Source organism: Cocleimonas flava (genome assembly GCF_004339015.1).
GTDB lineage: Bacteria > Pseudomonadota > Gammaproteobacteria > Thiotrichales > Thiotrichaceae > Cocleimonas > Cocleimonas flava.
The window spans coordinates 1,289,212-1,313,380 of the sequence record NZ_SMFQ01000002.1 but is presented as its reverse complement, the minus strand read 5'-3'; the positions used below and the strand labels follow the sequence as shown (position 1 = coordinate 1,313,380).

At 40.8% G+C, this 24,169-nt stretch carries 23 protein-coding genes; 10 read left to right on the top strand and 13 right to left on the bottom strand.

The window, feature by feature from the left end; all coding sequences use genetic code 11:
* The 8 genes from EV695_RS06000 to EV695_RS05965 form a co-directional block, all read right to left on the bottom strand.
* Entirely contained in the window at window positions 1–513 is a 513-nt protein-coding gene (locus tag EV695_RS06000; RefSeq protein ID WP_131904981.1) for a DUF4340 domain-containing protein, read from the bottom strand.
* 12 nt (window positions 514–525) lie between these two features.
* The gene (locus tag EV695_RS05995; RefSeq protein WP_131904980.1) at window positions 526–1,011 is read right to left on the bottom strand and encodes a hypothetical protein; all 486 of its coding nucleotides are present in this window, start codon (window positions 1,009–1,011) and stop codon (window positions 526–528) included.
* An 84-nt stretch (window positions 1,012–1,095) separates the two neighbouring features.
* A complete protein-coding gene (locus EV695_RS05990; RefSeq protein WP_131904979.1) occupies window positions 1,096–2,550 on the bottom strand; it encodes a GldG family protein in 1,455 nt (484 codons plus the stop codon).
* Between the two features lie 5 nt (window positions 2,551–2,555).
* Window positions 2,556–3,317, bottom strand: coding sequence for an ABC transporter permease subunit (locus EV695_RS05985; RefSeq protein ID WP_131904978.1), 762 nt, complete (start codon window positions 3,315–3,317; stop codon window positions 2,556–2,558).
* Entirely contained in the window at window positions 3,310–4,326 is a 1,017-nt protein-coding gene (locus EV695_RS05980) for an ABC transporter ATP-binding protein (protein ID WP_131904977.1), read from the bottom strand. The genes EV695_RS05985 and EV695_RS05980 overlap by 8 nt, the downstream gene beginning before the upstream one ends.
* Window positions 4,327–4,433: 107 nt before the next feature.
* Window positions 4,434–5,498 (bottom strand): succinylglutamate desuccinylase/aspartoacylase family protein, encoded by a 1,065-nt coding sequence (locus EV695_RS05975; protein WP_131904976.1) that lies wholly within the window; start codon window positions 5,496–5,498, stop codon window positions 4,434–4,436.
* 2 nt (window positions 5,499–5,500) lie between these two features.
* On the bottom strand, window positions 5,501–6,406 hold the full coding sequence (gene rimK / locus EV695_RS05970; RefSeq protein ID WP_131904975.1) for a 30S ribosomal protein S6--L-glutamate ligase: 906 nt from the start codon (window positions 6,404–6,406) through the stop codon (window positions 5,501–5,503).
* A gap of 153 nt (window positions 6,407–6,559) precedes the next feature.
* A complete protein-coding gene (locus EV695_RS05965; protein WP_131904974.1) occupies window positions 6,560–7,312 on the bottom strand; it encodes a rhodanese-like domain-containing protein in 753 nt (250 codons plus the stop codon).
* A 319-nt stretch (window positions 7,313–7,631) separates the two neighbouring features.
* Here EV695_RS05965 and EV695_RS05960 point away from each other — a divergent pair, with 319 nt between their 5' ends.
* Together EV695_RS05960 and mgtE are read left to right on the top strand one after the other, a co-directional pair.
* Window positions 7,632–9,023, top strand: a complete 1,392-nt coding sequence (locus EV695_RS05960; RefSeq protein ID WP_131904973.1) for a hemolysin family protein — start codon at window positions 7,632–7,634, stop codon at window positions 9,021–9,023.
* Window positions 9,024–9,072: 49 nt separating this feature from the next.
* On the top strand, window positions 9,073–10,434 hold the full coding sequence (gene mgtE, locus EV695_RS05955; protein ID WP_131904972.1) for a magnesium transporter: 1,362 nt from the start codon (window positions 9,073–9,075) through the stop codon (window positions 10,432–10,434).
* A 36-nt stretch (window positions 10,435–10,470) separates the two neighbouring features.
* Here the strand turns inward: mgtE and EV695_RS05950 are convergent, their stop codons facing one another.
* Window positions 10,471–11,529 (bottom strand): mechanosensitive ion channel domain-containing protein, encoded by a 1,059-nt coding sequence (locus EV695_RS05950; protein WP_131904971.1) that lies wholly within the window; start codon window positions 11,527–11,529, stop codon window positions 10,471–10,473.
* A gap of 308 nt (window positions 11,530–11,837) precedes the next feature.
* Between EV695_RS05950 and cls the strand changes: the two genes are divergently transcribed.
* The 5 genes from cls to EV695_RS05925 all read left to right on the top strand — a co-directional run bounded on the left by cls (window position 11,838) and on the right by EV695_RS05925 (window position 17,994).
* On the top strand, window positions 11,838–13,286 hold the full coding sequence (gene cls, locus EV695_RS05945) for a cardiolipin synthase (protein WP_131904970.1): 1,449 nt from the start codon (window positions 11,838–11,840) through the stop codon (window positions 13,284–13,286).
* Window positions 13,287–13,505: 219 nt separating this feature from the next.
* On the top strand, window positions 13,506–13,838 hold the full coding sequence (locus tag EV695_RS05940) for a hypothetical protein (RefSeq protein ID WP_131904969.1): 333 nt from the start codon (window positions 13,506–13,508) through the stop codon (window positions 13,836–13,838).
* Between the two features lie 15 nt (window positions 13,839–13,853).
* A complete protein-coding gene (locus tag EV695_RS05935; protein ID WP_131904968.1) occupies window positions 13,854–14,423 on the top strand; it encodes a DedA family protein in 570 nt (189 codons plus the stop codon).
* Between the two features lie 100 nt (window positions 14,424–14,523).
* Window positions 14,524–15,588: a magnesium/cobalt transporter CorA gene (corA, locus tag EV695_RS05930; RefSeq protein ID WP_131904967.1), complete on the top strand. Its 1,065-nt coding sequence runs from the start codon at window positions 14,524–14,526 to the stop codon at window positions 15,586–15,588.
* Between the two features lie 108 nt (window positions 15,589–15,696).
* On the top strand, window positions 15,697–17,994 hold the full coding sequence (locus EV695_RS05925; RefSeq protein WP_131904966.1) for a mechanosensitive ion channel domain-containing protein: 2,298 nt from the start codon (window positions 15,697–15,699) through the stop codon (window positions 17,992–17,994).
* Between the two features lie 309 nt (window positions 17,995–18,303).
* Here the strand turns inward: EV695_RS05925 and EV695_RS05920 are convergent, their stop codons facing one another.
* Complete coding sequence (locus EV695_RS05920; protein ID WP_131904965.1) at window positions 18,304–19,476, bottom strand: DUF481 domain-containing protein; 1,173 nt, start codon at window positions 19,474–19,476, stop codon at window positions 18,304–18,306.
* 387 nt (window positions 19,477–19,863) lie between these two features.
* On the opposite strand from EV695_RS05920, the gene EV695_RS05915 reads away from it, so the two are divergent.
* From EV695_RS05915 to EV695_RS05905, 3 genes are read left to right on the top strand one after another with little or no spacing between them, the layout of a single operon-like run.
* On the top strand, window positions 19,864–20,445 hold the full coding sequence (locus tag EV695_RS05915) for an RNA polymerase sigma factor (protein WP_131904964.1): 582 nt from the start codon (window positions 19,864–19,866) through the stop codon (window positions 20,443–20,445).
* 48 nt (window positions 20,446–20,493) lie between these two features.
* Window positions 20,494–20,718 (top strand): hypothetical protein, encoded by a 225-nt coding sequence (locus tag EV695_RS05910; RefSeq protein ID WP_131904963.1) that lies wholly within the window; start codon window positions 20,494–20,496, stop codon window positions 20,716–20,718.
* Window positions 20,719–20,766: 48 nt separating this feature from the next.
* On the top strand, window positions 20,767–21,612 hold the full coding sequence (locus EV695_RS05905) for a mechanosensitive ion channel family protein (RefSeq protein WP_131904962.1): 846 nt from the start codon (window positions 20,767–20,769) through the stop codon (window positions 21,610–21,612).
* A gap of 299 nt (window positions 21,613–21,911) precedes the next feature.
* On the opposite strand, the gene rpmG is transcribed toward EV695_RS05905, so the two are convergent.
* From rpmG to ilvA, 3 genes are all read right to left on the bottom strand, one after another.
* Window positions 21,912–22,067: a 50S ribosomal protein L33 gene (rpmG, locus tag EV695_RS05900; RefSeq protein WP_131904961.1), complete on the bottom strand. Its 156-nt coding sequence runs from the start codon at window positions 22,065–22,067 to the stop codon at window positions 21,912–21,914.
* Window positions 22,068–22,119: 52 nt separating this feature from the next.
* Complete coding sequence (rpmB, locus tag EV695_RS05895; RefSeq protein ID WP_131904960.1) at window positions 22,120–22,356, bottom strand: 50S ribosomal protein L28; 237 nt, start codon at window positions 22,354–22,356, stop codon at window positions 22,120–22,122.
* Window positions 22,357–22,534: 178 nt separating this feature from the next.
* Window positions 22,535–24,103, bottom strand: coding sequence for a threonine ammonia-lyase, biosynthetic (gene ilvA, locus EV695_RS05890; protein WP_279388022.1), 1,569 nt, complete (start codon window positions 24,101–24,103; stop codon window positions 22,535–22,537).
* Between the last annotated feature and the right edge of the window lie 66 nt (window positions 24,104–24,169).

Below are 24,169 nucleotides of genomic sequence, written 5' to 3'. Positions count from 1 at the left end.
TTATTTCATTTCTAGCGGTTTAAATGAAGAGGCACCTGATTCAAGTAACCCTGAAACAGTTTCTGAGATGAGATACATCTTATCTCCTTTAAGCACATAACGTTTTTGTGCGACTTCATTATAGTCACCAAAAACCAACTTCACTCCATTAAAGCTAACACTGAGATAATCTTTATCTAAACCAAAATCCGCTAGATTCTTATCAGCAATGTCATAATGGGTATCCGCATTTTCGGATAACAAAGTAAACAGATGCCTAACTTTTTCTTCATCCGCATCAAACTGTTCGGGCTTGGTTACCTTCCATTTCCCTTCTGTATTTTTTAGGACAACGTCTTCTTGTCCTTCAACATGGATGACGATATCTGTTGCTTCATCACCGATACTCGTATCGTAAAGCGTTGTATACAGTTCTTTTTCATCTTCTCGCAGTATGATAAAGGCGGCTAACGCAGCGACAACAATCAACAAGATAAAATTTTGAACAAGGCGTTTACTGTTTGGACTTAGCATTTCTATTATCTACTACTGCTTTTTAACAGCGGGCTTTTCGCCTTCTTTGGTGACTGCTTTTACAGGTTCTGCCACACCGTATGTCATCACCATTCTATCTTTGCTTGCAGGCGATTGAAGTGTGAATGAAATATGCTTTAGCAAAGCGCCAGCCTGATCATAGATATACACCTTGTTACCAATTTTGGTATATACGCAGTCTCGCATCTCGTGCGCATCAACTGGGCTCAGGTATTTATAATTACACTGTCCATTTGGGTCAAAACCAAACTCCATACGGAAACGGCTTGGCGGAAATTGTCTACTGCCTTTTACCCTGAAAATATTAGGCGTTTTCTGACCATTTTGCTCTTCGAAAGAGTGTACCCAGTGCGCATAAAAATTGGTATTTGTTGGGATGCTTGCTGCTCCCCCACTCGTTGTATCCCCTGAACCTGCGCACGCAGTTAACACAAATGCACCTAAGAGAACGGTCATTTTCTTCACGGTATTCTTCATTCTGTTTCCCCTTTTTTATTTAACGTTTATCCAGCTTTCATTTAGCAATGCGATGAGCCTTACTTTAAGACTAGCATTTTAAGATTAGCGTTTTCTTCGTTTATGCCAACGTAGCGTCCCTATTAATAAGAGCAGTAGCGGCAAGCCCAGCCACAACACTGCTAAACCTATTCTTCCGGCAGTTGATAGGTTTAAGCTAGTCCCTGGCGCAACTTTGGCTTTTATTGACAATAAGTCATCATCAACACTCAACCAATTAAAAATATTACTCGCCAACTCCAGGTTACTGCCCTGACCGATATAGCTGTTCAGCATAAAGTCACTATCACCAACGACCAGAACACGTTGTTCTTTTATTTGTTTGTTTTGCATTGCTTGCTTAGCTTCCTTTTCGTCGTCTGCTGTTTCAGACGGGGAAGCCTCATCGCTAAGATCAACATCGCGCGTCATTGCCATCGCAATATCTAGTGGTCCGGGTTTATCCGCATCATCGTCGAACTTTACATTACCTTGAATATCACCAGATTCCATCCAGCTTGTTGGTAGTGTCGTGAGTAATGGTTGATATTGCCACCCCCCCACTTTGGGGCCATTTTCTGGGTCTCTGCTTTTGATGGATTCATCTCGTTCAATAGGCGTAGCAAAAGGAAATAAGGTATGTGCCGCTAACTTAGTTGTTAACGCTGATGGCCCATAATCAATAATTGCAATCGCCGCCGGATGTTGAATACCCAGCATTTCCTGTAAAGCGGTGTTAGCATCTAGCAAAGTACCTTCGTTCATTTCCAGACCGAGTTGCTGTTCGATGTTATCCAAACCGTGCAAACTACCTGGTTCGTGAAGCCACAGAAGATTGCCGCCCTGCCTTAGGTATTCAGCAATGATCTTAACTTCACCTTCTAGAAATTCTTTTTGCGGTGCTGCCAATACCACAAAGCTCGCATTTTGCGGCAGGCTTTGAGTACGAAGAATATTATGCGGCTGCAATAAGAAGCCCTTCTGTTCCATCACTTTTGCCAGATCAGACATTCCCGTTGATTTATCACTGTATGGCGTCCGTTCGTTATGCCCTTCGACGAAAACCACTAAACGCGGCTCTGTTCGAGAAAGACGCTGTAATACATCCAGCATGGTTTGCTCATCAACCGAGTTAACTTTCTCGCTGTTCTCTCCTAGCTTAACTAATAACTGGCCACTATATTCAATGCCATCTTGCTTCGCTCGCGCAGGATCAAGATCGGGATTAATGATCTCTAACTTGATATTGTCATTGTACTTTTTGTATTTATCGATCAACTGTCTCAAGTTGGTATGCACCACAGCATCGTCAGGCACATAAGCAGTCAGCAAGATTGGTTTATCGATTCTTTTAAGAAGCTCTTGTGTGGTTTGGCTTAATGAATTTCGCTGAGTTTGGGTGGCATCAAAACCTTTGTGATAGGTTTTTCCAAGCCACGCCAGCAAGCCAATAATAACCACAAATAACACAGAGAAAATGACGTTCTGGATGCGTAAGGCGATATGAGATTTATTAGACATGATTACTAACCCAGAAGCCTGTCATTATCGAGTTTACGAATCGATAATATGATAAATCCGACAATGAACAGTAGGTAGTAAACAATATCGCTGCTATCAATGATACCTCTGACAAACGTCTCAAAATGACTAAAGTGCGACAGGTAAATAAACAACTCACTACTGTTTGATTGCGATCCACCCGACAAATACAGCACCACCAGAAACATCAGCAAACCAAAGCTACTAATCGCCGCAATAATCGGCTGACTGGTTAAGCTTGAAAGGAACAATCCCGCTGCTGCAAATGATGCTAGCAGTAAAAACAAACCAAGCGTAGACGATAGAATTATTCCCCAATCCAGTTCTGTACCGAAAGAAAGCGCGATTGGCATCAAACTAATCATAAGAATAAATAACACAACAAATAACAACACACCCCCGTACTTTCCGAGCACTATTTGCGTGGAAGATACCGGAGATGATTTTAATAAAGTCAGTGTTTTGTTCATACGCTCTTCGGCGAACAAGCGCATTGTCATGATCGGCATAACGGCCAGCATGATAATACCCGCCCATAGATATACCGGCGAAACGATAAAGAATGTTGCTCCTGGCGCATTATCGGCAGTTGCCATTTGCTGTTGAAATACCGCGACAAACTCATCCACCCTAGAGAGAAAAATCATCGCCAGAATAAATTGCAATATTGCTAGAACACTCCACGCCAAAGGAGAGTTAAACATGCGTTTAAATTCGCTAATGGCAATGGTTGAGATTTTATTCATAATTAGTCCACACCGCATCAGCCTCTGCTTTCGCAACAGGATAAGAATCTGGATCAGAACCGAAATGAACATCAGAATCGGTATGCACCAAATTCATAAATATCTGCTCTAAGGTTTCGGTTTTAGGGGTTAACTCAGTGAGCTCCCAGTTGTTTGCAACAGCGAGCTTGAAAATGTCAGCAGGATTAATTTGCTGTGACTCATTCTTAGCCCCCTTCAGTAGAAACTGATTATTTTCCAAGGCTTCTACACTGGCTACACCATCGATGCTATCCAGCTTGTTTTTATCAATTGACTGACTAAAGCTGACAATAAGTTCGGACGCTCTTTCTGAATGCGCCATCGCACTAAAGGAGTCAGCGAAAACGGTTTGTCCTTGATGAATAATCTGCACACGATCACAGACTGCCTGCACTTCAGGCAAAATATGCGTCGAAAGAATCACACTATGATCATTACCTAGCTCTCGAATCAGCTCTCTGATTTGCCTAATTTGAATTGGATCCAAACCAACCGTTGGCTCATCCAGAATCACCACATCGGGTTTATGTAATATTGCTTGAGCAATACCAACGCGTTGTTGATAGCCTTTGGATAGATTGCCGATGAGTTGGTCCGGCACCGCATGCAGGCCACATCGATCCATTGCTTCATCTACCACAGCTTTTCTTTGCGCTTTTGCAACATCGTGCAAAGCAGCGCAATAAGCTAGATATTCTCGTGGCGTCATGTCGCGATAAACAGGAGGTTGCTCTGGCAAGTAGCCAATGGAGCTCTTGGCCGTCTCTGGCTCATCAATCAAACTAACACCGTTGATGATGATTTCGCCCGAGCTTGGGGATAGATTTCCCGTGAGCATTTGCATCGTACTGGATTTGCCAGCACCATTTGGCCCGAGCAAGCCGAGTACCTCACCTTTCTGGATAGTCAGGTGAACATCTTTTACTGCGTGATATTTTCCGTAATAGCGATTTAAAGCAGTCGCTTTAATCAGAGCTTCAGTGCTCATTGTTTCCCCGTATCTCTAGCCTAGAGAATTTTTTTATTATCTAACTGATTATAGCAAGCCACTGTTTAAAACACACCCCCCTACTTTGGGGGCTTTTTTTAAGAATGTTAGTAAATAACTGGTTCATCCCCGTGCGGCACTACGTCGTCATCTTCTGGGTCCACATTACTGTGGAACGTTTCATAGACCGTTTCCGCTTCTTCAAGTTCATCAAATCGTGCAATATGGAAAATTGCTTCACCTTCATGCACTAAAGGTAATGTTGTTCTGCCGATTACCATACCACTCACTGGAGAGATAACTTCTTGTTCAACCTCGCCAAAAGGGTCAGACACATAACCCAGCACATCACCTTTATTGATGCTTTGGCCCATAGGGTTGGTTGAACGCAAAATACCGCTTTGAGGCGCACGCACCCATTTACTGGAGTGCGCGATCGCAGGCTCCATTTTCACTTTTTTTCGTGATGCAGCGAGCATGCCGATATTACGCATGACATTGATAATGCCATTAACTCCGGCTCGTATTGATATCTCATCATAACGCAGCGCTTCACCTGCTTCATAAAGCAACACTTTAGTGCCCGTCTGTGAGGTTGCCTCTCGCATGGAGCCTTCGCGTAGTGGGGCATCAAGCACCACTGGCGCACCAAAGGCGAGTGCCAGCTCTTTGGTTTTCTCGTTATCCAGCAACGCCCTTATCTGGGGTAAATTATCTCTGGATATAGCGGCCGTATGCAGGTCGATTCCAAAATCGCAACGATCACAAATATTGTTAAGAAATACGTGTGCGAGTTTGGAAGCCATTGAGCCTTTTTCAGAGCCAGGAAAAGAGCGATTTAAATCACGACGATCGGGTAGATAGCGTGATTTATTAATAAAGCCATAAACATTTACTACAGGTACAGTAATCAAGGTGCCTTTAAGACGCCTTAGTGCTTTAGATTTTTTCAATCGACGAATGATTTCTACACCATTAATTTCATCGCCATGAACTGCTGCACTAACAAACATAATAGGACCCGCCTCTCTGCCACAGATAATGTGTACAGGCATGTGTATGTTTGAATGGGTATAAAGACCGGGTAAAGGCAATTCAATATATTGACTTTCACCCGGCTTGACTGTGACCTTTCCTAATTTAAAGGATTTGTTAGTTGGCTTTTTTGCCATTGTTAGCCCTTGCCCCGAGTTTTGGTTTTGCCAAGCTTACCATTTTTTTCAATAAACTCGATGATCATTTCTGCAACATCTTTGCCGCTAGCGCCTTCAATTCCTTCCAGACCAGGAGAAGAGTTCACTTCCATAACCACTGGACCATTATTAGAACGTAATAAATCCACACCACATACATTCAAGCCCATGGTTTTTGCCGCTTTTACAGCAGTAGCACGTTCTTTTGGCGTGATTTTAATGAGTTCAGCCGATCCGCCTCGATGCAAGTTTGAACGAAACTCACCCGGCGCACCTTGACGTTTCATCGCAGCAACTACTTTATCGCCAATCACAAAACAGCGAATATCTGCGCCTTTCGCTTCTTTCACAAACTCTTGAATAAGTATGTTTGCCTTTACACCCATAAAGCCTTCGATAACACTTTCTGCTGCTTTTTGAGTTTCAGCCAGAACCACACCAATACCTTGTGTACCCTCTAGTAATTTAATAACTAACGGTGCGCCACCCACAAGCTTAATCAAATCTTTGATATCATCAGGCTTGTTAGCAAACCCGGTCACAGGAAGACCAACGCCTTTACGTGACAGTAATTGCATAGAACGAAGCTTGTCACGAGATCGCGTTACCGCAACCGATTCATTGAGCGGGTAAATGCCCATCATTTCGAATTGTCGTAACACAGCCGATCCGTAGAATGTGACTGATGCGCCGATTCGTGGAATGACCGCATCAAAACCTTCAAGGTTTTCACCACCCAGATGAATAGTAGGATTGTTTTCTGCGATATTCATATAGCAACGTAAAGCATCGATGACTTGAACTTCATGTCCTCTGCTCTGGGCTGCTTCGACTAAGCGACGGGTAGAATATAGTTTTTTATTACGTGACAAGATTGCAATTTTCATGATTAAGACTCTTTTATTATCTGTCTTCTCATCTACTCAAACTTTCGTCTCAGTTGAAGAAAGTAGATTTCTGTAGAAATAAATAAAATAGCCGCAATAAACGAATTTATTGCGGCCATATGGCGGACGAACTCTGGTTTAACTTTGTACTGCTTACTTAGCTTTATTCCAGCCTTGCAAGCCATCCATTAAGTTACGCACATTGGTGTAACCCATGTTCTGCAATGTATGTGCTGCAAGTCCGCCACGGATACCTTTAGTGCTGATAATTATGATAGAAGAATCTTTGTTAGGTAGCTTTTCATAAGCTTCAACTTCAAGGAAGTTACGCGGTATGTTCAATGTCACACCTTCAATACCAGGTGTTTTTGCGAACTCACTTTTCGGACGAATATCCAACATTGTTACTTTATCCCCACGCTCAAGCAGCTCTTTTAAACGAGATGATTTAATGTGCGTAGTGTTTTCCATAATTGACTGGATGTAAGGGTTCTGTGAAAAGATGTAGATTGAAGTGTCACTTACTGTGCGGTTCACTTCTGCATCTTTAGAATCATCTTCAGATGACTTCATTGCCTCTACTTTCTTCTCAACTTCTACAGCCTTCACATCTTGTACAGCGTCATCACCTTCGCCCTGACCCTGTGTTGGAGCCGTTGATTCACTAAGTTTGGCTTTCTCTTTAACAGTACCCACTGTTTTCTTTACTGCGCCTTTAACTGCGCCAGCAACACCAGTTACCAAATCTTTGCCTTCAGCCATTAAACTTTTACCATCAGATGAGATAACTTCTTCAGTATCAGTAGCTTCACCTGTTGCAGGTGCGGTTGTTTCATCAGCATGAGTTACAGCCAGGTTCAACACTGCAGCTAAAGTCAACACAGATAAAAATATGTTTGTTTTCATAATCGAACTCCTTAAGTACGTTATTTGTTTCTTGAAAATTTGAAATCACAAATTGCGATCTCTTATTACTTAGACGGAGTGATCTATTCGTTAGTCACAATTATTTTTATTTTTTTACAAAAAGATTTACCAGAGTTTTTAACAAAGTTTTTAACAACGTTTTCAACTTACTTTTCAATCAATTATGAAATGATCAACGGCATTGACTATTTAACGCTTCGGTGTAGCAATTTAGTTTGGTAACAACAATAATAGATGTGACTTTTCTGTTAGACCTTACGTCTAAATCACTTTAAAGAATAAAAAACAGGGTTTTATTATGGATCATGGTATTTTTGGCATCGTTACCATTGTTTTATTGTTAGCAATAAATGCATTTTTCGTGGCGGCAGAGTTTGCCTTGGTAAAAGCCAAGAGCTTTCGCATTAATCTGCTTGCTGATCAGGGCAGTAAATCTGCATTGTTAACGCAACGAATTCAAAACAATCTGGAATCCTATCTAGCGGCCTGCCAATTAGGCATTACTATGGCGTCTCTGGGTCTTGGCTGGGTTGGTGAGCCTGTGGTTGCGGCATTACTTGAACCTGTTTTTCATACCCTCGGTGTACCGGAGCAATTGCTGCACCCAATCTCTTTCATTCTTGGTTTTTTGATCTTCTCATCATTACATATTGTTGTGGGAGAACAAGTTCCTAAAACCTTTGCGATTCGCAAGGCCGAGCCTGTTTCTATGTGGACAGCTTACCCATTGCACTGGTTTTACCTTTTGGCTTATCCGCTTAACTGGTTATTGAATAAAGCTTCTGGTTCAATCCTCGCGCTATTCAATGTGGAAGAGGCAACTCACGCAGACGTGCTTTCTGATGATGAAATCAGAGGTATTATTGATACCTCCGAAAAACACGGCGACCTGACCACTGATAAAGCTGCGATGCTACAAAATATGTTCGAGTTTGATTCGCATACTGTTGAGCAAATCATGTTGCCTCAAAACGAAGTTGACGGTTTGGACTTGCAGCTAAGCTGGGAAGAAAACCTTAAAATTATTCGAGAGACACAGCATTCACGATTTCCTGTGTTTGATGGTGACCCTGACACGCCTGTGGGCATTCTATTAGTCAAAGACCTTTACAATGTTCTGATTGCCAATGAAGACAATCCAGACCCAATGACCATTATCAAAGATAATGTTAGAGAGGCATTACTGGTTCCTGAAACTCAACCAATTACTAATTTACTCGAATCAATGCGTGGCAAACGCAGCCACATGGCATTGGTTATGGACGAATATGGCAGTTTTTCAGGTGTGGTTACCATGGAAGATATGCTGGAAGAAATCGTTGGCGAGATTGCAGATGAAATGGATATTGATGAGCCAGATGCTGCTGCACGCTGGGTTGTCGACCACTGGGAAACTGATGGACTGGTTTCGATGATGGATCTTGAGCGTGTGGTGAATATCAATTTCCCCGATGAGGTTGATGCAAATACCATAACAGGTCTATTCATGACTCATCTTAGCCGCATGCCACGACCTGGTGATGAAATTGAACAATCAGATTTGCGCTTTCTGGCTTTGGATGTGCACAGCAATCGCGTTGGAAAAGTACAAATTTACCCGCTCAATGATTTGGTTTCCCCGAATAATCAGACCGATGAGGCTACACCAGAAGCTGTAAACATAGATGATAAATCATCAGTAAGTACGTAACATATTAACCACCCTATTAAATTAAAACAGTGACAAATTGGGAATCCTCATGACAGAAGCAAATACACTAATCAGCAACACCCAAAGCCTTACAGATACTGTCTTAGAGGCGTTAGAGGATAACAATCAGGACGTGCTACACAGTACCTTCCTGAATCTGGAAGCGTCTGAAATTGTGCATTTACTGGAGTCGATACCTGACTCATTACGTGGTGCATTATGGGAATACATACCGGAAGAATTCAACGGTGAAGTACTTGTAGAGCTAGGTGATGTTGCCAGAGTATCGTTGGCAAAATACCTGGATCACGGACAAGTTGTAGATGCGGTTAGTGATCTGGATACCAATGACTTGGCGGATGTCGTTGATACCCTGCCTGATGAATTTGGTGATGCGATTAGACAATCACTGGATTTTCATGGACTACAAAATCTGGAAGCCTGTCTGGCATTTGACGAAGATACTGCCGGGCGTCTCATGGAAACCGATGCCATAGCGATTCGTTCTGATGTAACGCTAGAAGCGATCTTACGCTACCTGAGAAAAAAGGAGACTATTCCAGAGCACACCATGGGACTAATGGTGATTGATCGTGAAGGCTTGTTTCTCGGCGAATTACCGCTTTCAAAATTAATCACTAGCTCTCCAGACAAGCACGTATCTGATGTCATGGACACCGAGGCTTTATCAGTCCCCCCAGAAATGCCACAAAACGAATTAGCCGTTCTTTTTCGTGAGCACGATCTGACCTCAATGCCAGTTGTCGATGAAGGCAATAAGCTAATTGGTCGTATTACACTCGACGACATGATTGAGATTCTGGATGAAGAAGCAGATCGCCAGATTCTTGGTGCGGTAGGTCTAGACGAGGAGGAGGATTTGTTCTCCCCAGTATTACCGAGCGCAAAAAGACGTTTATTCTGGTTGGGTATCAACCTTGCCACTGCTTTCTTGGCGTCCTGGGTGATTGGTCTATTTGAAGGCACGCTGGAAAAAGTAGTCGCACTTGCAGTTCTTATGCCGATTGTTGCCAGCATGGGCGGTATCGCTGGCTCACAAACACTGACGTTAATGATTCGTGGTTTAGCAATGGGTAAAATAAGCTCGTCGAATCAACGGTGGCTAGCCTATAAAGAAATCACCATCTCAATTATTAGCGGTGTTGTATGGGCGATTGTGGTTGGCTGTATTTCTTATCTATGGTTTCAAGACATTAAAATCAGCCTGGTTTTAGGCTCAGCGATGGTTATCAATCTTGCAGTTGCTGCTGTAGCTGGCTTTTCGATCCCGCTGCTTATGAAAAAAGCGGGGATAGATCCAGCTCTTGCAGGCGGTGTAGCACTGACAACCGCAACAGATGTTGTGGGTTTTGTGAGCTTCCTTGGGCTAGCAACTATCTTTTTACTGTAGTTGTAAGTGCAGCTAAAGCTCAGCGCTTATAAATCGTTAACCCTTATTATCTGAAGACTCTTCGTCTTCAGAATCATTTTCGAGCGACTTAAAAACCTTAAGTTGCTCGCGAATATCATCAATACTCTGTTGAATGATTTTCTTATCATCGTCGGATGAGTTTTCGAGTTTTTCTTTATACTCTTCAATTGTCTCTAACATTTGCTGCTTATTTTTTTCAATTTGTTCTGCTTTCTCAGCTAGGTCAAAGACCACTTTTTCGGCTGTCTGACTAACTTCTTTAGGCGTTTGAATAACGTTAGCAGGAATCACCTTTAAATCATCGGGCACTTTTCGCTGATTCATAAAGCTTGGAGACATAATCTCAAAGCCGCTTCCATGCACACTATCCAATACATAACGACAAAGATTAGAGCGCGCCGTCAACAAGCTCTTAACATCAGACAAGATGCCACTCACTCGATAGGTAATTGAATAGTTGCCGAGCTCAAGCACTTGCACAAACGGATCCTCAAGACCACATTTTTCAGCAGCATCCAGCAACATCACATCAACTTTTGAATGATGAATGTCATACCCTAGTGAAAGAGTGGTAGAAACGATGGCTCCCGAACTGTGAGTAACAGAAATAGGATGGGTAATCATAAAAGTATTGGGAATAGCCACCAACTCCCGGCTTTCTGTTTGTATCTCTGTATCTAACAAACCACGCTCAACAACACGCCCAAAATGATCTCCAACGTCTATAAAATCCCCTGTTTTAAAAGGCTTTGTCACTCTCAGCATGAAGCCTGACATAAGATTTGCGAAGATAGTACTGGATGAGAAAGCAATAATTCCCGAGATTACCAAACCCAACAACGCGAGGATCTGGTTTAGTGAGCTCTCTTTTACTGGCAGTGTCAGTGCGATTGCCAAAATCCCTGCAAAGGTTAAACCCAGCATAAATAGCTGTCGTGGGAATAACTTCTCATTTCCAAGTTCAGGGTGACGCGAGATAAACACTTTGTGCGATCCCCAAAGCACTGTAACGACAAAGACAGTCATTGCAACTAGAGGAATAAACGGAGTAATGAAACTAATAAGATTATTCATGAAAAACCCATTTTATTCTTGAAGGTAAGTAGACAAATCATCAAACAGAAACGAGAGATAATTTCCCTGAAGATATGTCCTAATAGTACACGAACTGTCAACCAGAATAAGAGAACTACATACAAGAACAACCTGTGTTTTCATTTATTGTGCTTTTGTCCCTGTGCACCAATTTAATATTTAATCTCTGTTTTCGCCCAATCAATCACCCGGTAATCATCTAGCTAATACTAAAAGAACACCCTATGATTGTAATCAAAGGGGCACATTGCTTGGATTAAACTTAGAGAAACTTACACTTTATAATCATGTGGTCATATATTCTTCTAATTTTACACGTAGGTGTTACCACCGGCTCAGTGGTGCATATTGTCATGTTACGCCCAAAATCCAGCATTGCTCTTGCATGGATAACTTTTATCATGACCTTTCCTGTGGTCGGTGTTGGGCTTTACTTCTTAATTGGCGAACGCCGTATTGGGCCTAATCGTAGCAATAACATTCAGCAAGTTCGCTCTTATCAAAAGAAGTTTTCAAGTCTAAGTAAGACTTCCCCAGAAACATTCATTGACTGGAGTAAACAACCAGAAGCTGCTCAGTCTATGAGCAAACTTGGGCATTCGATGGCTGCAACCTATGCCGTGACTGGTAATGCTTTTGAGTTATTCCCCGAAGCCCACTCAGTATTCGCAAACATACTCGATGATATCGATAAAGCAAAACGCAATATTTTTATGGAATTCTATATCTGGAGTGAAGGCGGATATGCAGACAAGGTCGCGTTAGCGTTAATCAAAGCCGCAGAGCGTGGTGTAAAGTGCCACATTCTTGTCGATGACATTGGCGGGGGAAAATGGTGGAATAGCGAACAGGCAAAAGCGTTAGACCATGCCGGAATTAAACTCCTCAAGGCTCTGCCGGTTGGCATATTTCGTACTTTAGTCGGTAGGACGGACTTACGACTGCATCGTAAGATCATCATTATTGATGAAATCACAGCCTGGACGGGCAGCATGAATATGGTTGACCCTGAGTTTTTCAAACAAGATTCGGGCGTGGGTCAATGGGTTGATGCAATGGTGCGTCTGCAGGGACCTATTGTCATCCCATTGGCAGAAACCGTCATGGGTGACTGGGTGGTCGAGCGTAATAAATCGGCACAAAGCCTGATTGCTTCGGTTGATTTTAGCGCTGCCAAACAATGTGGCGATTCAAATATGCAAGTCATCGCATCGGGACCTGGTCAAACCAACGATGCTCTGTTGCAAATGATACTTGCGTTAATTTACGCAGCACGAGAAGAAATCGTTTTAACAACACCTTACCTTATTCCAGATGATTCCTTATTAGTTGCACTTCGCGGTGCTGCCGCGCGAGGTGTGAATGTCACATTAGTGGTGCCAGAAAAAGTAGATTCGTTTTTAACTCGACACGCGAGCGAATCTTATTTTGAAGAATTATTGGGCGCAAATATTCAGATCGCCCGTTACCATCAGGGATTACTTCACACCAAGTCTATTTCAGTGGATAACGCTTTATCCATGTTTGGTACGGCGAATATCGATATGCGCAGTATGTGGGTGAATTACGAAGTCTCACTTTTTATTTACGACCAATCGTTTACTCGCCAACTGAGAACCTTACAGCAAACATATATTGATGGCGCCAACCAGATTGAGCTTACAGAATGGAATCAACGATCATTTTTGAGAAAGTTTATGCAGAACATCCTGAGACTCGCCAGCCCTTTGTTGTAATTTTACCCTCATTAGGGCGTCTACATAGCTGTAAAAGATGCGGATAAACAACTATTTTATTGATAAACACACCCCCCTACTTACAGCCGTTTTTTTATAATAAATTTATGCATACAACACTGCCACTACCTACGGCAGAAACATGAAAGTTAAATAGTATTTGCAAGTAGTCAAAGCTATTATATTTTGTCCAAATAGGGTCTATAGGGAAGGTAAACATTGACTGAGGAAAAGATTGTAAAAGATTCTGTCGTCATTGCTGAAGTGCAGTTATTGCTGGCGGAGAAACGTACGTCATTATCTGTACTTCGAACAGGCATCACTGTACTGATTCTGCCGTTATCTGTTATGAGTTTCTTGATAGCCACGGAGAAATACTATGATTTCTTCAAGACGCTGCACTTTATGATACCGCTGCTCGTGTTAAATATAGCCCTGATTGTATTAGGCGCTTATCTGATTATTCGATCGTTAAAGCGTATGCATCACAATGATTTAATCATCAAACAACTCAAATTAAAACACACCATTATCGGCGAGCTTATCAATTGAGTTTTTTACACTAAAATGGATTTGCAGCAATTAGTCACTGATTATGGATACATCAGCGTACTTATCGGCACTTTTCTAGAAGGTGAAACTATCCTGATTATTGCTGGTTTCATGGCACATCGAGGATATCTCGATTTACCATTGGTGATACTTGCGGCCTTTATTGGAACGCTAATCGGCGATCAGCTTTACTTTTACATCGGTCGTTTCAAAGGCAAAGCATTTTTAGAAAAAAGACCCAAATGGCAATCCAAAGTAGGTCGAGTGCATACACTGATGGATAAACACCAGACCTTACTCATATTAGGCTTTCGTTTTATCTATGGGGTGCGAACCGTTACGCCCTTTATTCTCGGTATGAGTAAAATTTCTCCGCTTAAATATTTGTTTTTAAATACCTGTGGCGCACTTCTTTGGGCCATTATCTTTGGTATTGCCGGTTATTATTTTGGTTTTACACTCGAACTTTTAATGGGCAAAATCAAAAAATACGAAATTTTCATTATTATTGGAATGATTAGCGTGAGTATTCTGATCTGGATACGTTATAAAGTGAAAGAAAAGAAAAACCTCAAGAAAGTTTAGGCTTTATACTTTCTTCAGCAAGGTGCGCAAAGTTATATGTACACGTCTAGAAACAATGGTCTTTTTATAAATATCGATGCATCAATCGTGAGTGAAAAAAATGATAGAAAATTCAACCAACATATCTGAGAAAGTCGGCATGTCACCAGGATCTTTGATCCATATTGGTGATATTCATGATCAGGACCAGCATATTACTATCATCGATTACACCAAAAATTCGGGTGAAGTTATGGACGTTGAATCGATCGATGACATCTTAAAATTCAAAGATAAGAATTCCGTTACCTGGGTAAATGTAGAAGGTTTAAAAAATATAGAAATCATCGAATCTATTGGCCAAGCATTTAACATTCACCCATTGGTACTGGAAGATATTCTAAATACACACCAACGAGCAAAATTTGAAGACTATGATGACTATCAATACATCGTTCTGAAGGGGCTTTTTCTAGAAAACAAAAATTCAACCGTCATCTATGAGCAAATTAGTATTCTGCTACTCAATAATTTTGTGTTTACCTTCAAGGAAAAAAAGGACAATTTATTTGAGCCTATAGAAAAACGCATTCAAAACAGTAAAAATAGAATTAGAGGACTGGGACCTGACTATCTAACCTATGCAATACTGGACAGTATTATTGACCAGAATTTTGCGTTGCTTGAATCGTTAGATGAGATTATCGATTCAATAGAAGAAGAATTATTGCTAAACCCGGGGGCGGACACACTAAAACGTATTCAGAATATAAAACGCGAGCTGATTTATATTCGTAGATCCGTTTCACCGTTACGAGAATTATTAAATTCTATACTTAGAGTAGAAAGCCCGCTGATTGAAGAAAAAACGCAAATCTATTTCAGAGATGTGTATGACCATGTATTGCGGATTTCAGAAACCATAGAGCTACAAAGAGACATGGTTTATGGCTTGATGGATATGTATCAAACCAGCATCAGCAACAAAATGAATGAAGTAATGAAGGTATTAACCGTATTCGCATCGATATTCATACCCCTTACTTTCATAGCAGGCGTGTATGGAATGAACTTCGAATACATGCCAGAACTTCAATGGCGACTGGCATATCCTATACTATGGGTTATTTTCATCGTGGTAGGTGTTGGTTTGCTTATCTATTTCAGACGAAAAAAATGGTTATGATGCTGATTTTTCACACTGTTTTCATACTTTAGCCATAATGATCTGGCACTATGATCATTTTTAATACGTTTCAATTATTACTTTTTAATAAATATTAGGGTTACTGCATTGCGCAACTTTCAACGCTTATTTCTTTCCATAATAGTTTCTTTGCTATTGGCGACTTCATTTACCTTATTTGCAGAATCCAAAAATGAAGTCGACCTGCAAAAAATGTTCGACAAGATCAACACTCAATTTAATGCGTTAAAGGCAGCGGATGAGTTAAATAAGCTAAGCGTTCAGGATATTGATGAGCAACAAAAAGCATTCACCGAACTAGAACTGAAGCTCGATGAATGCATCACTACTAATACAACCCTAACAACAAGCCTTAAAGATAATTTAAAGCTACTGGGCGATGGTCAAACCACTGATGAATTTGATATCAAAGTTAAGCGTCAAGAACTCGAAAAACAATCCCAGGCAGCCGATAACGAATTAAAACGCTGTAGTCTGTTAAAAATACAACTCAAAGAAATCAGTGACGCCTCTTCAGAACTCAGGCTAAACCTGCTTAAAAAACAACTCCTCAGCAAGGAAATTTCGATTTGGGCTGCAGTTAAAAAAATAGGTACCTTAAATGAATTAACGGGAGAAAAAGAACTCGCCGTCATTAAACCGTTAACTGAAAAAACTTACCAGGCTCTTAGCTGGCCATTACTACTGCTTCTGATTGTAGGGATTTTACTCGGCCTGTTATGGCGCCGTAATGCAAAACCCAAGAAGGCCACTACAGCTCATTTTTCTAGCCCAACCATGTTGGCGGTAATAAGGGGAATCAGGCGCACCTCACCTGCACTGATAACCACACTTTTCATCCTCATTTATCTGTATTCGCAATCCACATCGCAATCTGCTTTGATTCAATTTATCAGGATGTTATTTGTACTGATTTTAACTTTTGCCGTCATACGCGGCCTGTTATTTCCTGAAAAACCATTCTCCTCTACTCCCATACTTTCAAGAAGCACCATCTTATTATTTGTATGGGGCACGATCATATTTAGTGGAATGCTGATATTGCTCAACGACCCTGCAGTCGGTCGTTTTTCCAATTCAATTACGCTTTATTTAATCTGGCTCTCTGCCTTAACGCTGGGTGCGTTCAGTATTATTTGTTTAATCTGGTTAGCGATTCGCAATATATCTATTAAACGCTCTTACACGCCTGCATTACTTATCCCCATCGGGACGATGTTCATTGCGGTATTTGCTGCTTTATTAGGCTATCGTAATTTTGCCAGCCTTCTGTATTTAGGAACATTGTTATCAGCGGTTGTGTTTGTCTTCGCCTTTACTTTGCTGCGTATCAGTAGCGAATTATTTGACAGCCTGGATCAAGGCAAACTTCCCTGGCAGAAGAAACTACGCACGGTAATGAGCATTGAAGAAGATAAAGCGTTTCCGGGTGTGATCTGGTTACGAATCTTATTTTTCTTCGCTGTTCTGTTCGCCAGCGTTTCTGCCTTAATGTATATCTGGGGGAGTTCACAGCAACGTATATCCTCTTTATTAACCACTTTGAAATCTGGTATTTCAATCGGGTCAATGAACTTTGACTTACTCAATATCGTTTACGCTTTAGTCGTTCTGATAATCGCTCTGGGTATTTTGCCTTTTATTAAAAACAATCTGGTTACTAGCTGGTTAAAGCACAGTAACTTAAGCCGAGGCGCTAAAGAAGCAACCCAGACTTTAGTCGGTTATGTGGGTGTTGCAGTGGCAATCATCTGGGCACTATTCATATTAGGTGTCAACTTTCAAAATATAGCGATAATCGCTGGTGCGTTATCTGTTGGTATTGGTTTCGGCTTACAAAATATCGTTAACAACTTTGTGTCTGGTTTAATACTTCTATTTGAACGCCCTATTCGTCGTGGTGATTGGGTTGTAGTAGGTAGCACCGAAGGCTATGTCAGAGATATCAGCATTCGCTCCACAACCATACAAACCTTCAACCGTGCAGATGTGATTGTACCCAATTCAGAACTGATCTCCAATCAAGTAACAAACTGGATGCTGACCAATAACGTGGGACGTCTGGTAGCTCCTGTGGGTGTCGCTTACGGATCGGATGTTGATAAGGTCATCGAGATTTTAAAAAATATCGCTGCCGAGCATCCTGACGTCATTGCTGATCAACCTGACTATCGTGTTCGTGCTTTATTTTTAGAATTTGGGGACAGTTCATTAAACTTCGAGCTTCGTTGTTATGTAAGAAACGTTGATGAGCGCTTACTGATTCACAGTGATATAAATCTGAGTATTGATAGAGCATTTAGAAAAGAAGGTATTGAAATACCATTCCCTCAGCGAGTGGTACACATGCAAAATGAAACTAAAGATGAGTCTGAGTCTAGTTGATTATTGATTGATTCATCCATAGCAATTTTGGCACCCCCCTACTTATGAGCGATATTTCGTGTTTGTTATTTGAAAACGAAAATAGAATTCACGCAGAACTAGGCGTTTTTTATTATTGCTGAAAAGTTACTACAAACTTTATGCATAAAAAAAGCCCGGATAAACCGGGCTTTTTTGTGATTTTAAATCACTTTTAGTGATTGAAACTTTCGGGATTTCAACCTACCAAAATAAAGTGGGGGCTAAACAAATAACCCCCAAAACGTCAGGCATTTAGGAAGATTCACCTGACGGTACTACTGCCAACTATTACTTCAAACGGTACTTAACACCCATTGTTAAACTCTTATCAACGTCGTCATTGCCATTATTAGAAATGCTGTCATCAAGCTTGGTTAACTTGCCCTCTACACCAAAATCAAGTTGGTTAGTTAGGCTGTAGTAAAACGCAGAACTTAATGTGTTCGTTGTAACATCATCTGTATCGTCAGATGTTGCATACGCTAACGTCCATTTGTTTTCCCAATCGATCAAGTCAGACAATTCGTAGGTTAAACTCATCGCGTTATTGAAGTTATAACCGTTGTCATCATCATCTAATGTAGCTGTTGCAATCGCTTCATTTGAGAACTGTGTCTTGTTGTTAATTGGTCTGTGGTATTCAGCACCCACTTCCAACGCTGGTTTTCCATCTGAACCGTCGTAGTTACTTAATACCGCACCAACACCTGCACGCACTAACCAACCGTTTTTACGTGTAGAAACACGCTCGTTTTCTAATACGTCGTAAGTCTGAACAACGGCTCTTGCATTAAAGTCGCCTTTAACCATTCCAGAAGTCTCAATAACTTTCTGAATATCCTGTAACCAGTATTGCTTATAATCTTTAAGGCCGTACTTAGACTTGTACTCAGACTCTTTATCTACAATTACTGCAACTTGCTGGTAAATATCATTGCTAGGGTCAGCTTTCAAAAATCCATCTTCACGAAGTTTTTGCATGATTCTGATTGCATAAGCCATTGGCGTTACGTTAACAACACGGCCATAACCGATACCTGCTGTTGCTTTTGTGAACGGGTCTTCCTGATCTTTTTGAACGCCAACTTCGCCTTTACCATACCAAAAACCTGCATTGCTATTCGGTGTGAAGTAGTTATCTACTGTTGCTGAACCTAATGCCTGATAAGTGCTTGAGCTCTTATCGCCATCATTTCCGCCTTTAGCAGAAGAGCCTGTGCCCAAAAAGTCGATTTTAGTGTTACGGTTTGGAGAGCTGAATACTTTCTCGTAGTCCAATGTTAGGTCCAGGTTATAGCTAGCCTGATCCTGATTACCATCGTTTGAGTTAAAGTTACCAGACACATAAGCATCTTCATACGCAGAAGTTGCTTCTTTGTAGTCAGTAATTAAAGGCTCAGCAAATGCTGTTCCTGAGAAAGCCATCATTACAGCAGCAGTTAGTACATTTTGTTTTTTCATGGAGTAATACCTTTGTTATTAAAGTCACTTAACTCTTTCCTAAAAGAGCTTTTAAAATTACCGATAAATTATCGGATTCAATAATTAGACTTAGGCACATTTCAGAAAGTCACAAAAATAATTAAAAAAATAACAAATAAGCAAACAAATCGATACAATCAGTCATAAGTGTTCTGTTAAACGCCTATTTACATGGCTGTTGCAACGTTATTTAAGCAAGCCAATTACTTACTGAACCCACGAGAAACCCAACAATAATTAATCCCTTTAACACAATAATTAGACTTTTCTGTTTTTGCTAAAAAGAGAAAAAGCCAGAATCACCGTATAAGAGAAGATATTTTTGTGACTTTTCATCCACTGACTAAGTCTCAATACTGTTAAACCATGAAAACAGAACTGAATTTACTAGGCGAAGATGAACTGATCGCTCTCTGCAAAGAACAACTACCCTATATCCCTTCGGGTTTTGAGGAACTTGTTAAACGCTACCAGAAAAAAGTGTTTTATCTGTGTAAGCGTTATTTATCTGCTGAAAGTGATGCTGAAGACGCTACTCAGGAAGTCTTTATGAAGGTTTTCCATGCGCTTCAATCTTTTGATAACCGCTCAACGTTTACAACATGGATATTTAGTATTGCCATCAACCATTGCAAAACCTTGTTAGCTAAAAAACAGCTACACAATCAGCGTTACGAATATGGCAACGAACATGCAGAAGATGAATATCAAGATGAGAATGAAGACAACAGCAAAGATGCAGAAACACTTGATGAGAAAAAATGTATCCAGGAAGTCATTCACAAAATGAAAGCGGAAGAACGAGATATGATCCTGTTACGTTTCACCAGTGAATTACCGATTGACGATATTGCTGAAATCATCGGGAAAAAACTTAGCGCAACGAAAATGGGGTTTTATCGGGCTTTGGAAAAATTCAAAGGCCTCTACGAAAAATTCTGTTTGTAGCAGTGTGAAGCGCTATATAACTTATTCAACTTAAATGAAGCAACGACAATGACGCAAGAAGAAAACAAAGAACTGGAATTATTAATAAAAGACCTGTTCTTGCAGAGTAAAAGAAAATCAAAAGTACCTGCAAAGTCACGAATAAGATCTATTCTGCAACGAAGCCTGCATGAAGTTGCTTTACGCGATGTACTGATCTTAACGAGCAATACCATATTCGCCATGATTTCGATGCTGTCATTATTTTTAAAACTTTTAACCAGTAGAACTTAAGAGCAAACACTCTTACCTTATCTATTAAATAAAACGGAACTATTCTCAATGGATACAGATGCACTGCTTGATATAAGCAAACTCAAAACCACTGTCGTAGAAAATCTTAATAGTCAGTGGGCTGATCTGATTGCTTTTTTACCTAACCTTTTAGGCGCAGTAGTAATTTTACTTGTTGGTTTAATCATTGCCTTCATTCTTAAAAAGATTGGTAGCTCATTATTCCGGAAAATTGGCATAGATCGGATGAGTAGAAATGCAGGAGTTTCCGATGTCATGCAAGATGCAGGGCTCGCGAGACGACCTTCTCTACTCGCCGGAAAAATTATATTTTGGCTGGTATTGTTTATATTTCTGGTTCCCGCGGCGAACACACTGGGCTTGACCGAATTGGTTAACCTTTTCAAAGGTGTTATCAGCTTTTTACCTAAAATCATTACTGCGCTGGTTATTGTCATCTTCGGAATTATGTTCGCACAATTCCTGCGCCGCTCAATTATTGATAAGCCCTCTACCATAGGTTCCGATTCCGCCAAGTCTTTGGGCAATTTAATCTACGGCATCATGGTGACTGTGATTGTTTTAGTCGCGCTTGAGCAGTTAGAAATAGAAACAAAGCTACTGCATAGCATTATCATGATCGTTGTTAGCGGCATTATGCTCGCACTAGCCTTTTCAGTGGGGTTCGGGGCAAGAGAAGTCGCCCACAATTTACTCTCAGGCATTTATGCACGAGAACATTTCAAACCGGGTGAGCACGTAGAAATTGACGATGTTAAAGGCAACATTCAGGAAGTGAGTACCTTGAATACGATTATCGAGCTTTCGGACAATGAGACGGTTTCTATCCCAAATTCTACTTTGTACAAATCAATCGTAAAAATTTCTCATTAGCTTCATTAGCTAAGAAACAATTAGGCAATCAAACAAGTAGCTCTCGTGCTACTTGTTTGTGGGTAATGGATGTGTAAATGATGAACAATCATAAGACCTTATAAAAAAAGCCCTCAAAGCCGGGGGGTGGCTTTGTAAATTAATCTATTGGCTACTTTATGCGTTGATTTATATCGCTTTTAAAGGATTAGGAAACAGAATTGCAATCACTCAAGATCAATTATTAATAGATTAACAGGCACAAAAAAGCCCGGCTAACCGGGCTTTTTCTGTTCTTTATAAAGAGCTTAACGATCTAATTACTTGATCTTAGCTTCTTTAAATTCAACGTGCTTACGAACCTTAGGGTCGTACTTCTTCATAACTAATTTCTCAGTCATAGTACGTTTGTTCTTAGTAGTGGTATAGAAGTAACCAGTACCAGCAGTTGAAACTAATTTGATTTTATCACGCATGATTATTCTCCTTTAAGACTATATACAGTTTAAGACTATATTCAGTCTTGGATTAAACTTTTTCGCCGCGAGCACGGATATCAGCTAAAACAGAATCAATACCATTCTTATCGATGATACGCATTCCTTTTGCCGTTAAACGCAACTTAACGAAACGGTTTTCAGATTCAACCCAAAAACGGTGAGAGTGTAAGTTAGGTAAAAAACGACGCTTGGTTTTATTGTGCGCATGAGAAACATTATTTCCCGAAACCGGACGCTTTCCTGTTACCTGGCAAACTTTAGCCATGATAAATCTCCAAAATTCTTATAATTACAAAGACTCTCTTAATAGATACTTTAAAACAAGAAACTAAAGTACTGGAGAGTCGAAAGGCGAGTGATTTTAGCGAAACATGCTGACTGCATCAAGCTTAATCTGATCTAATTCAGCATTATTTGCATATTTAACTAAAATCACATCAAAATTAACGCAAAAAGCTTTGATATGCAGGGTTATTTGTCTCTTCCCAATGCTCATATCCCAGGTCTTTGAGGAATTCACAGAATTTTTCTCTTTCATCCACTGGAACTTGAATACCTGTAAGCACACGACCGAAGTCAGAACCGTGATTTCGATAATGGAATAAACTGATATTCCAGATTCCACCCATACTGGTTAAAAAGTGCAATAAAGCCCCTGGACGTTCTGGAAAACTAAAGCGATACAATACTTCGTCTTTAATACCTTGGGCATGACCACCTACCATAAAACGTAGATGGACTTTAGCGACTTCATTATCACTTAGATCGAGAACTTTATAACCTTTCTGTTCCAAGGTCTCCATGATCAGAGACTTCTCTTTATCCCCTTCTGAAATCTTTACACCTGTAAAGACCTGAGCATCTGCGGTATCGGAATAGCGGTAATTAAACTCGGTAATACTTCTATCACCTAAAGCGCTACAGAAATCCCTAAAACTATTTGGACGTTCTGGAATAGTCACGGCAAATATGGCTTCTCTTTTCTCACCCAGCTCAGCGCGTTCGGCGACATGGCGCAGACGATCAAAATTGATATTTGCGCCACTGCTAATGGCTATTAGTTGTTTGTCTTTAATGTTGCTTTGAGCAACATATTTCTTAAGCCCTGCAACGCCCAATGCGCCAGCAGGTTCTAATAAGGTACGGGTATCTTCAAAAACATCCTTAATCGCTGCACACGTCTCGTCGGTGCTCACCAGAATCATTTCATCAACCAGGTCACGCGCGATCTCAAATGTTTTCTCACCAGCCTGTCGCACTGCGGCACCATCAGCAAATGTGCCAATACTATCGAGAAGCACTCGCTCACCTTTTTCTATAGCGCGCGTCATACTTGGCGCCTCTTCGTGCTCTACGCCGATGATTTTCGTAGAAGGGCTAAGGTACTTTATGTAACTCGCAATCCCTGAAATTAGACCACCGCCACCGACACAGACGAAAATGGCATCAATAGGATCAGGGTGTTGGCGTAACAGCTCCATACCTATGGTGCCTTGACCAGCGATAACATCTAAATCATCAAAAGGATGAATAAAGGTCATACCTTCTTTTTTGCAAAGCTCCATAGCATGCGCATAGGCATCATCAAAGGTATTACCGTGTAAAACAGCGATGCCACCGTGGGACTCAACGCCTTTCACTTTGATATCCGGCGTAATTTTAGGCATTACGATGGTAGATTTAATCCCTAATTTAGCGCCGGATATAGCCACACCTTGTGCGTGATTACCCGCAGATGCTGCAACAACACCTCGTTGCTTCTCTTCATCAGATAGGTGAAACATGCGATTAAACGCGCCACGTAACTTAAAAGAAAATACTGGCTGTAGATCTTCTCGTTTTAGAAAGACTTTATTATCAATACGTTTTGATAAAGACTTTGCAGCATCAAGTGGGGTCTCAATGGCTACATCATAGACTCTTGCAGTGAGGATCTTTTCTATTATTTGATTAGTTGTTTCTGATTTCTTATCCATGGTGCGGACTTTACGAGCTGAAGTTAAAAGGTGCAAGTGATAAAGCGGTATAAGTGTTTCTTGGCATCCTTACTTTAGGTATTATCTACAGATCCTTTAAGT

What these genes read in the sequence shown, in the direction of transcription:
- EV695_RS06000 (WP_131904981.1), bottom strand. Translation starts at nt 513, where the DNA reads ATGCTAAGTCCAAACAGTAAACGCCTTGTTCAAAATTTTATCTTGTTG.
- EV695_RS05995 (WP_131904980.1), bottom strand. Translation starts at nt 1,011, where the DNA reads ATGAAGAATACCGTGAAGAAAATGACCGTTCTCTTAGGTGCATTTGTG.
- EV695_RS05990 (WP_131904979.1), bottom strand. Translation starts at nt 2,550, where the DNA reads ATGTCTAATAAATCTCATATCGCCTTACGCATCCAGAACGTCATTTTC.
- EV695_RS05985 (WP_131904978.1), bottom strand. Translation starts at nt 3,317, where the DNA reads ATGAATAAAATCTCAACCATTGCCATTAGCGAATTTAAACGCATGTTT.
- EV695_RS05980 (WP_131904977.1), bottom strand. Translation starts at nt 4,326, where the DNA reads ATGAGCACTGAAGCTCTGATTAAAGCGACTGCTTTAAATCGCTATTAC.
- EV695_RS05975 (WP_131904976.1), bottom strand. Translation starts at nt 5,498, where the DNA reads ATGGCAAAAAAGCCAACTAACAAATCCTTTAAATTAGGAAAGGTCACA.
- rimK (WP_131904975.1), bottom strand. Translation starts at nt 6,406, where the DNA reads ATGAAAATTGCAATCTTGTCACGTAATAAAAAACTATATTCTACCCGT.
- EV695_RS05965 (WP_131904974.1), bottom strand. Translation starts at nt 7,312, where the DNA reads ATGAAAACAAACATATTTTTATCTGTGTTGACTTTAGCTGCAGTGTTG.
- EV695_RS05960 (WP_131904973.1), top strand. Translation starts at nt 7,632, where the DNA reads ATGGATCATGGTATTTTTGGCATCGTTACCATTGTTTTATTGTTAGCA.
- mgtE (WP_131904972.1), top strand. Translation starts at nt 9,073, where the DNA reads ATGACAGAAGCAAATACACTAATCAGCAACACCCAAAGCCTTACAGAT.
- EV695_RS05950 (WP_131904971.1), bottom strand. Translation starts at nt 11,529, where the DNA reads ATGAATAATCTTATTAGTTTCATTACTCCGTTTATTCCTCTAGTTGCA.
- cls (WP_131904970.1), top strand. Translation starts at nt 11,838, where the DNA reads ATGTGGTCATATATTCTTCTAATTTTACACGTAGGTGTTACCACCGGC.
- EV695_RS05935 (WP_131904968.1), top strand. Translation starts at nt 13,854, where the DNA reads ATGGATTTGCAGCAATTAGTCACTGATTATGGATACATCAGCGTACTT.
- corA (WP_131904967.1), top strand. Translation starts at nt 14,524, where the DNA reads ATGATAGAAAATTCAACCAACATATCTGAGAAAGTCGGCATGTCACCA.
- EV695_RS05920 (WP_131904965.1), bottom strand. Translation starts at nt 19,476, where the DNA reads ATGAAAAAACAAAATGTACTAACTGCTGCTGTAATGATGGCTTTCTCA.
- EV695_RS05915 (WP_131904964.1), top strand. Translation starts at nt 19,864, where the DNA reads ATGAAAACAGAACTGAATTTACTAGGCGAAGATGAACTGATCGCTCTC.
- EV695_RS05910 (WP_131904963.1), top strand. Translation starts at nt 20,494, where the DNA reads ATGACGCAAGAAGAAAACAAAGAACTGGAATTATTAATAAAAGACCTG.
- EV695_RS05905 (WP_131904962.1), top strand. Translation starts at nt 20,767, where the DNA reads ATGGATACAGATGCACTGCTTGATATAAGCAAACTCAAAACCACTGTC.
- rpmG (WP_131904961.1), bottom strand. Translation starts at nt 22,067, where the DNA reads ATGCGTGATAAAATCAAATTAGTTTCAACTGCTGGTACTGGTTACTTC.
- rpmB (WP_131904960.1), bottom strand. Translation starts at nt 22,356, where the DNA reads ATGGCTAAAGTTTGCCAGGTAACAGGAAAGCGTCCGGTTTCGGGAAAT.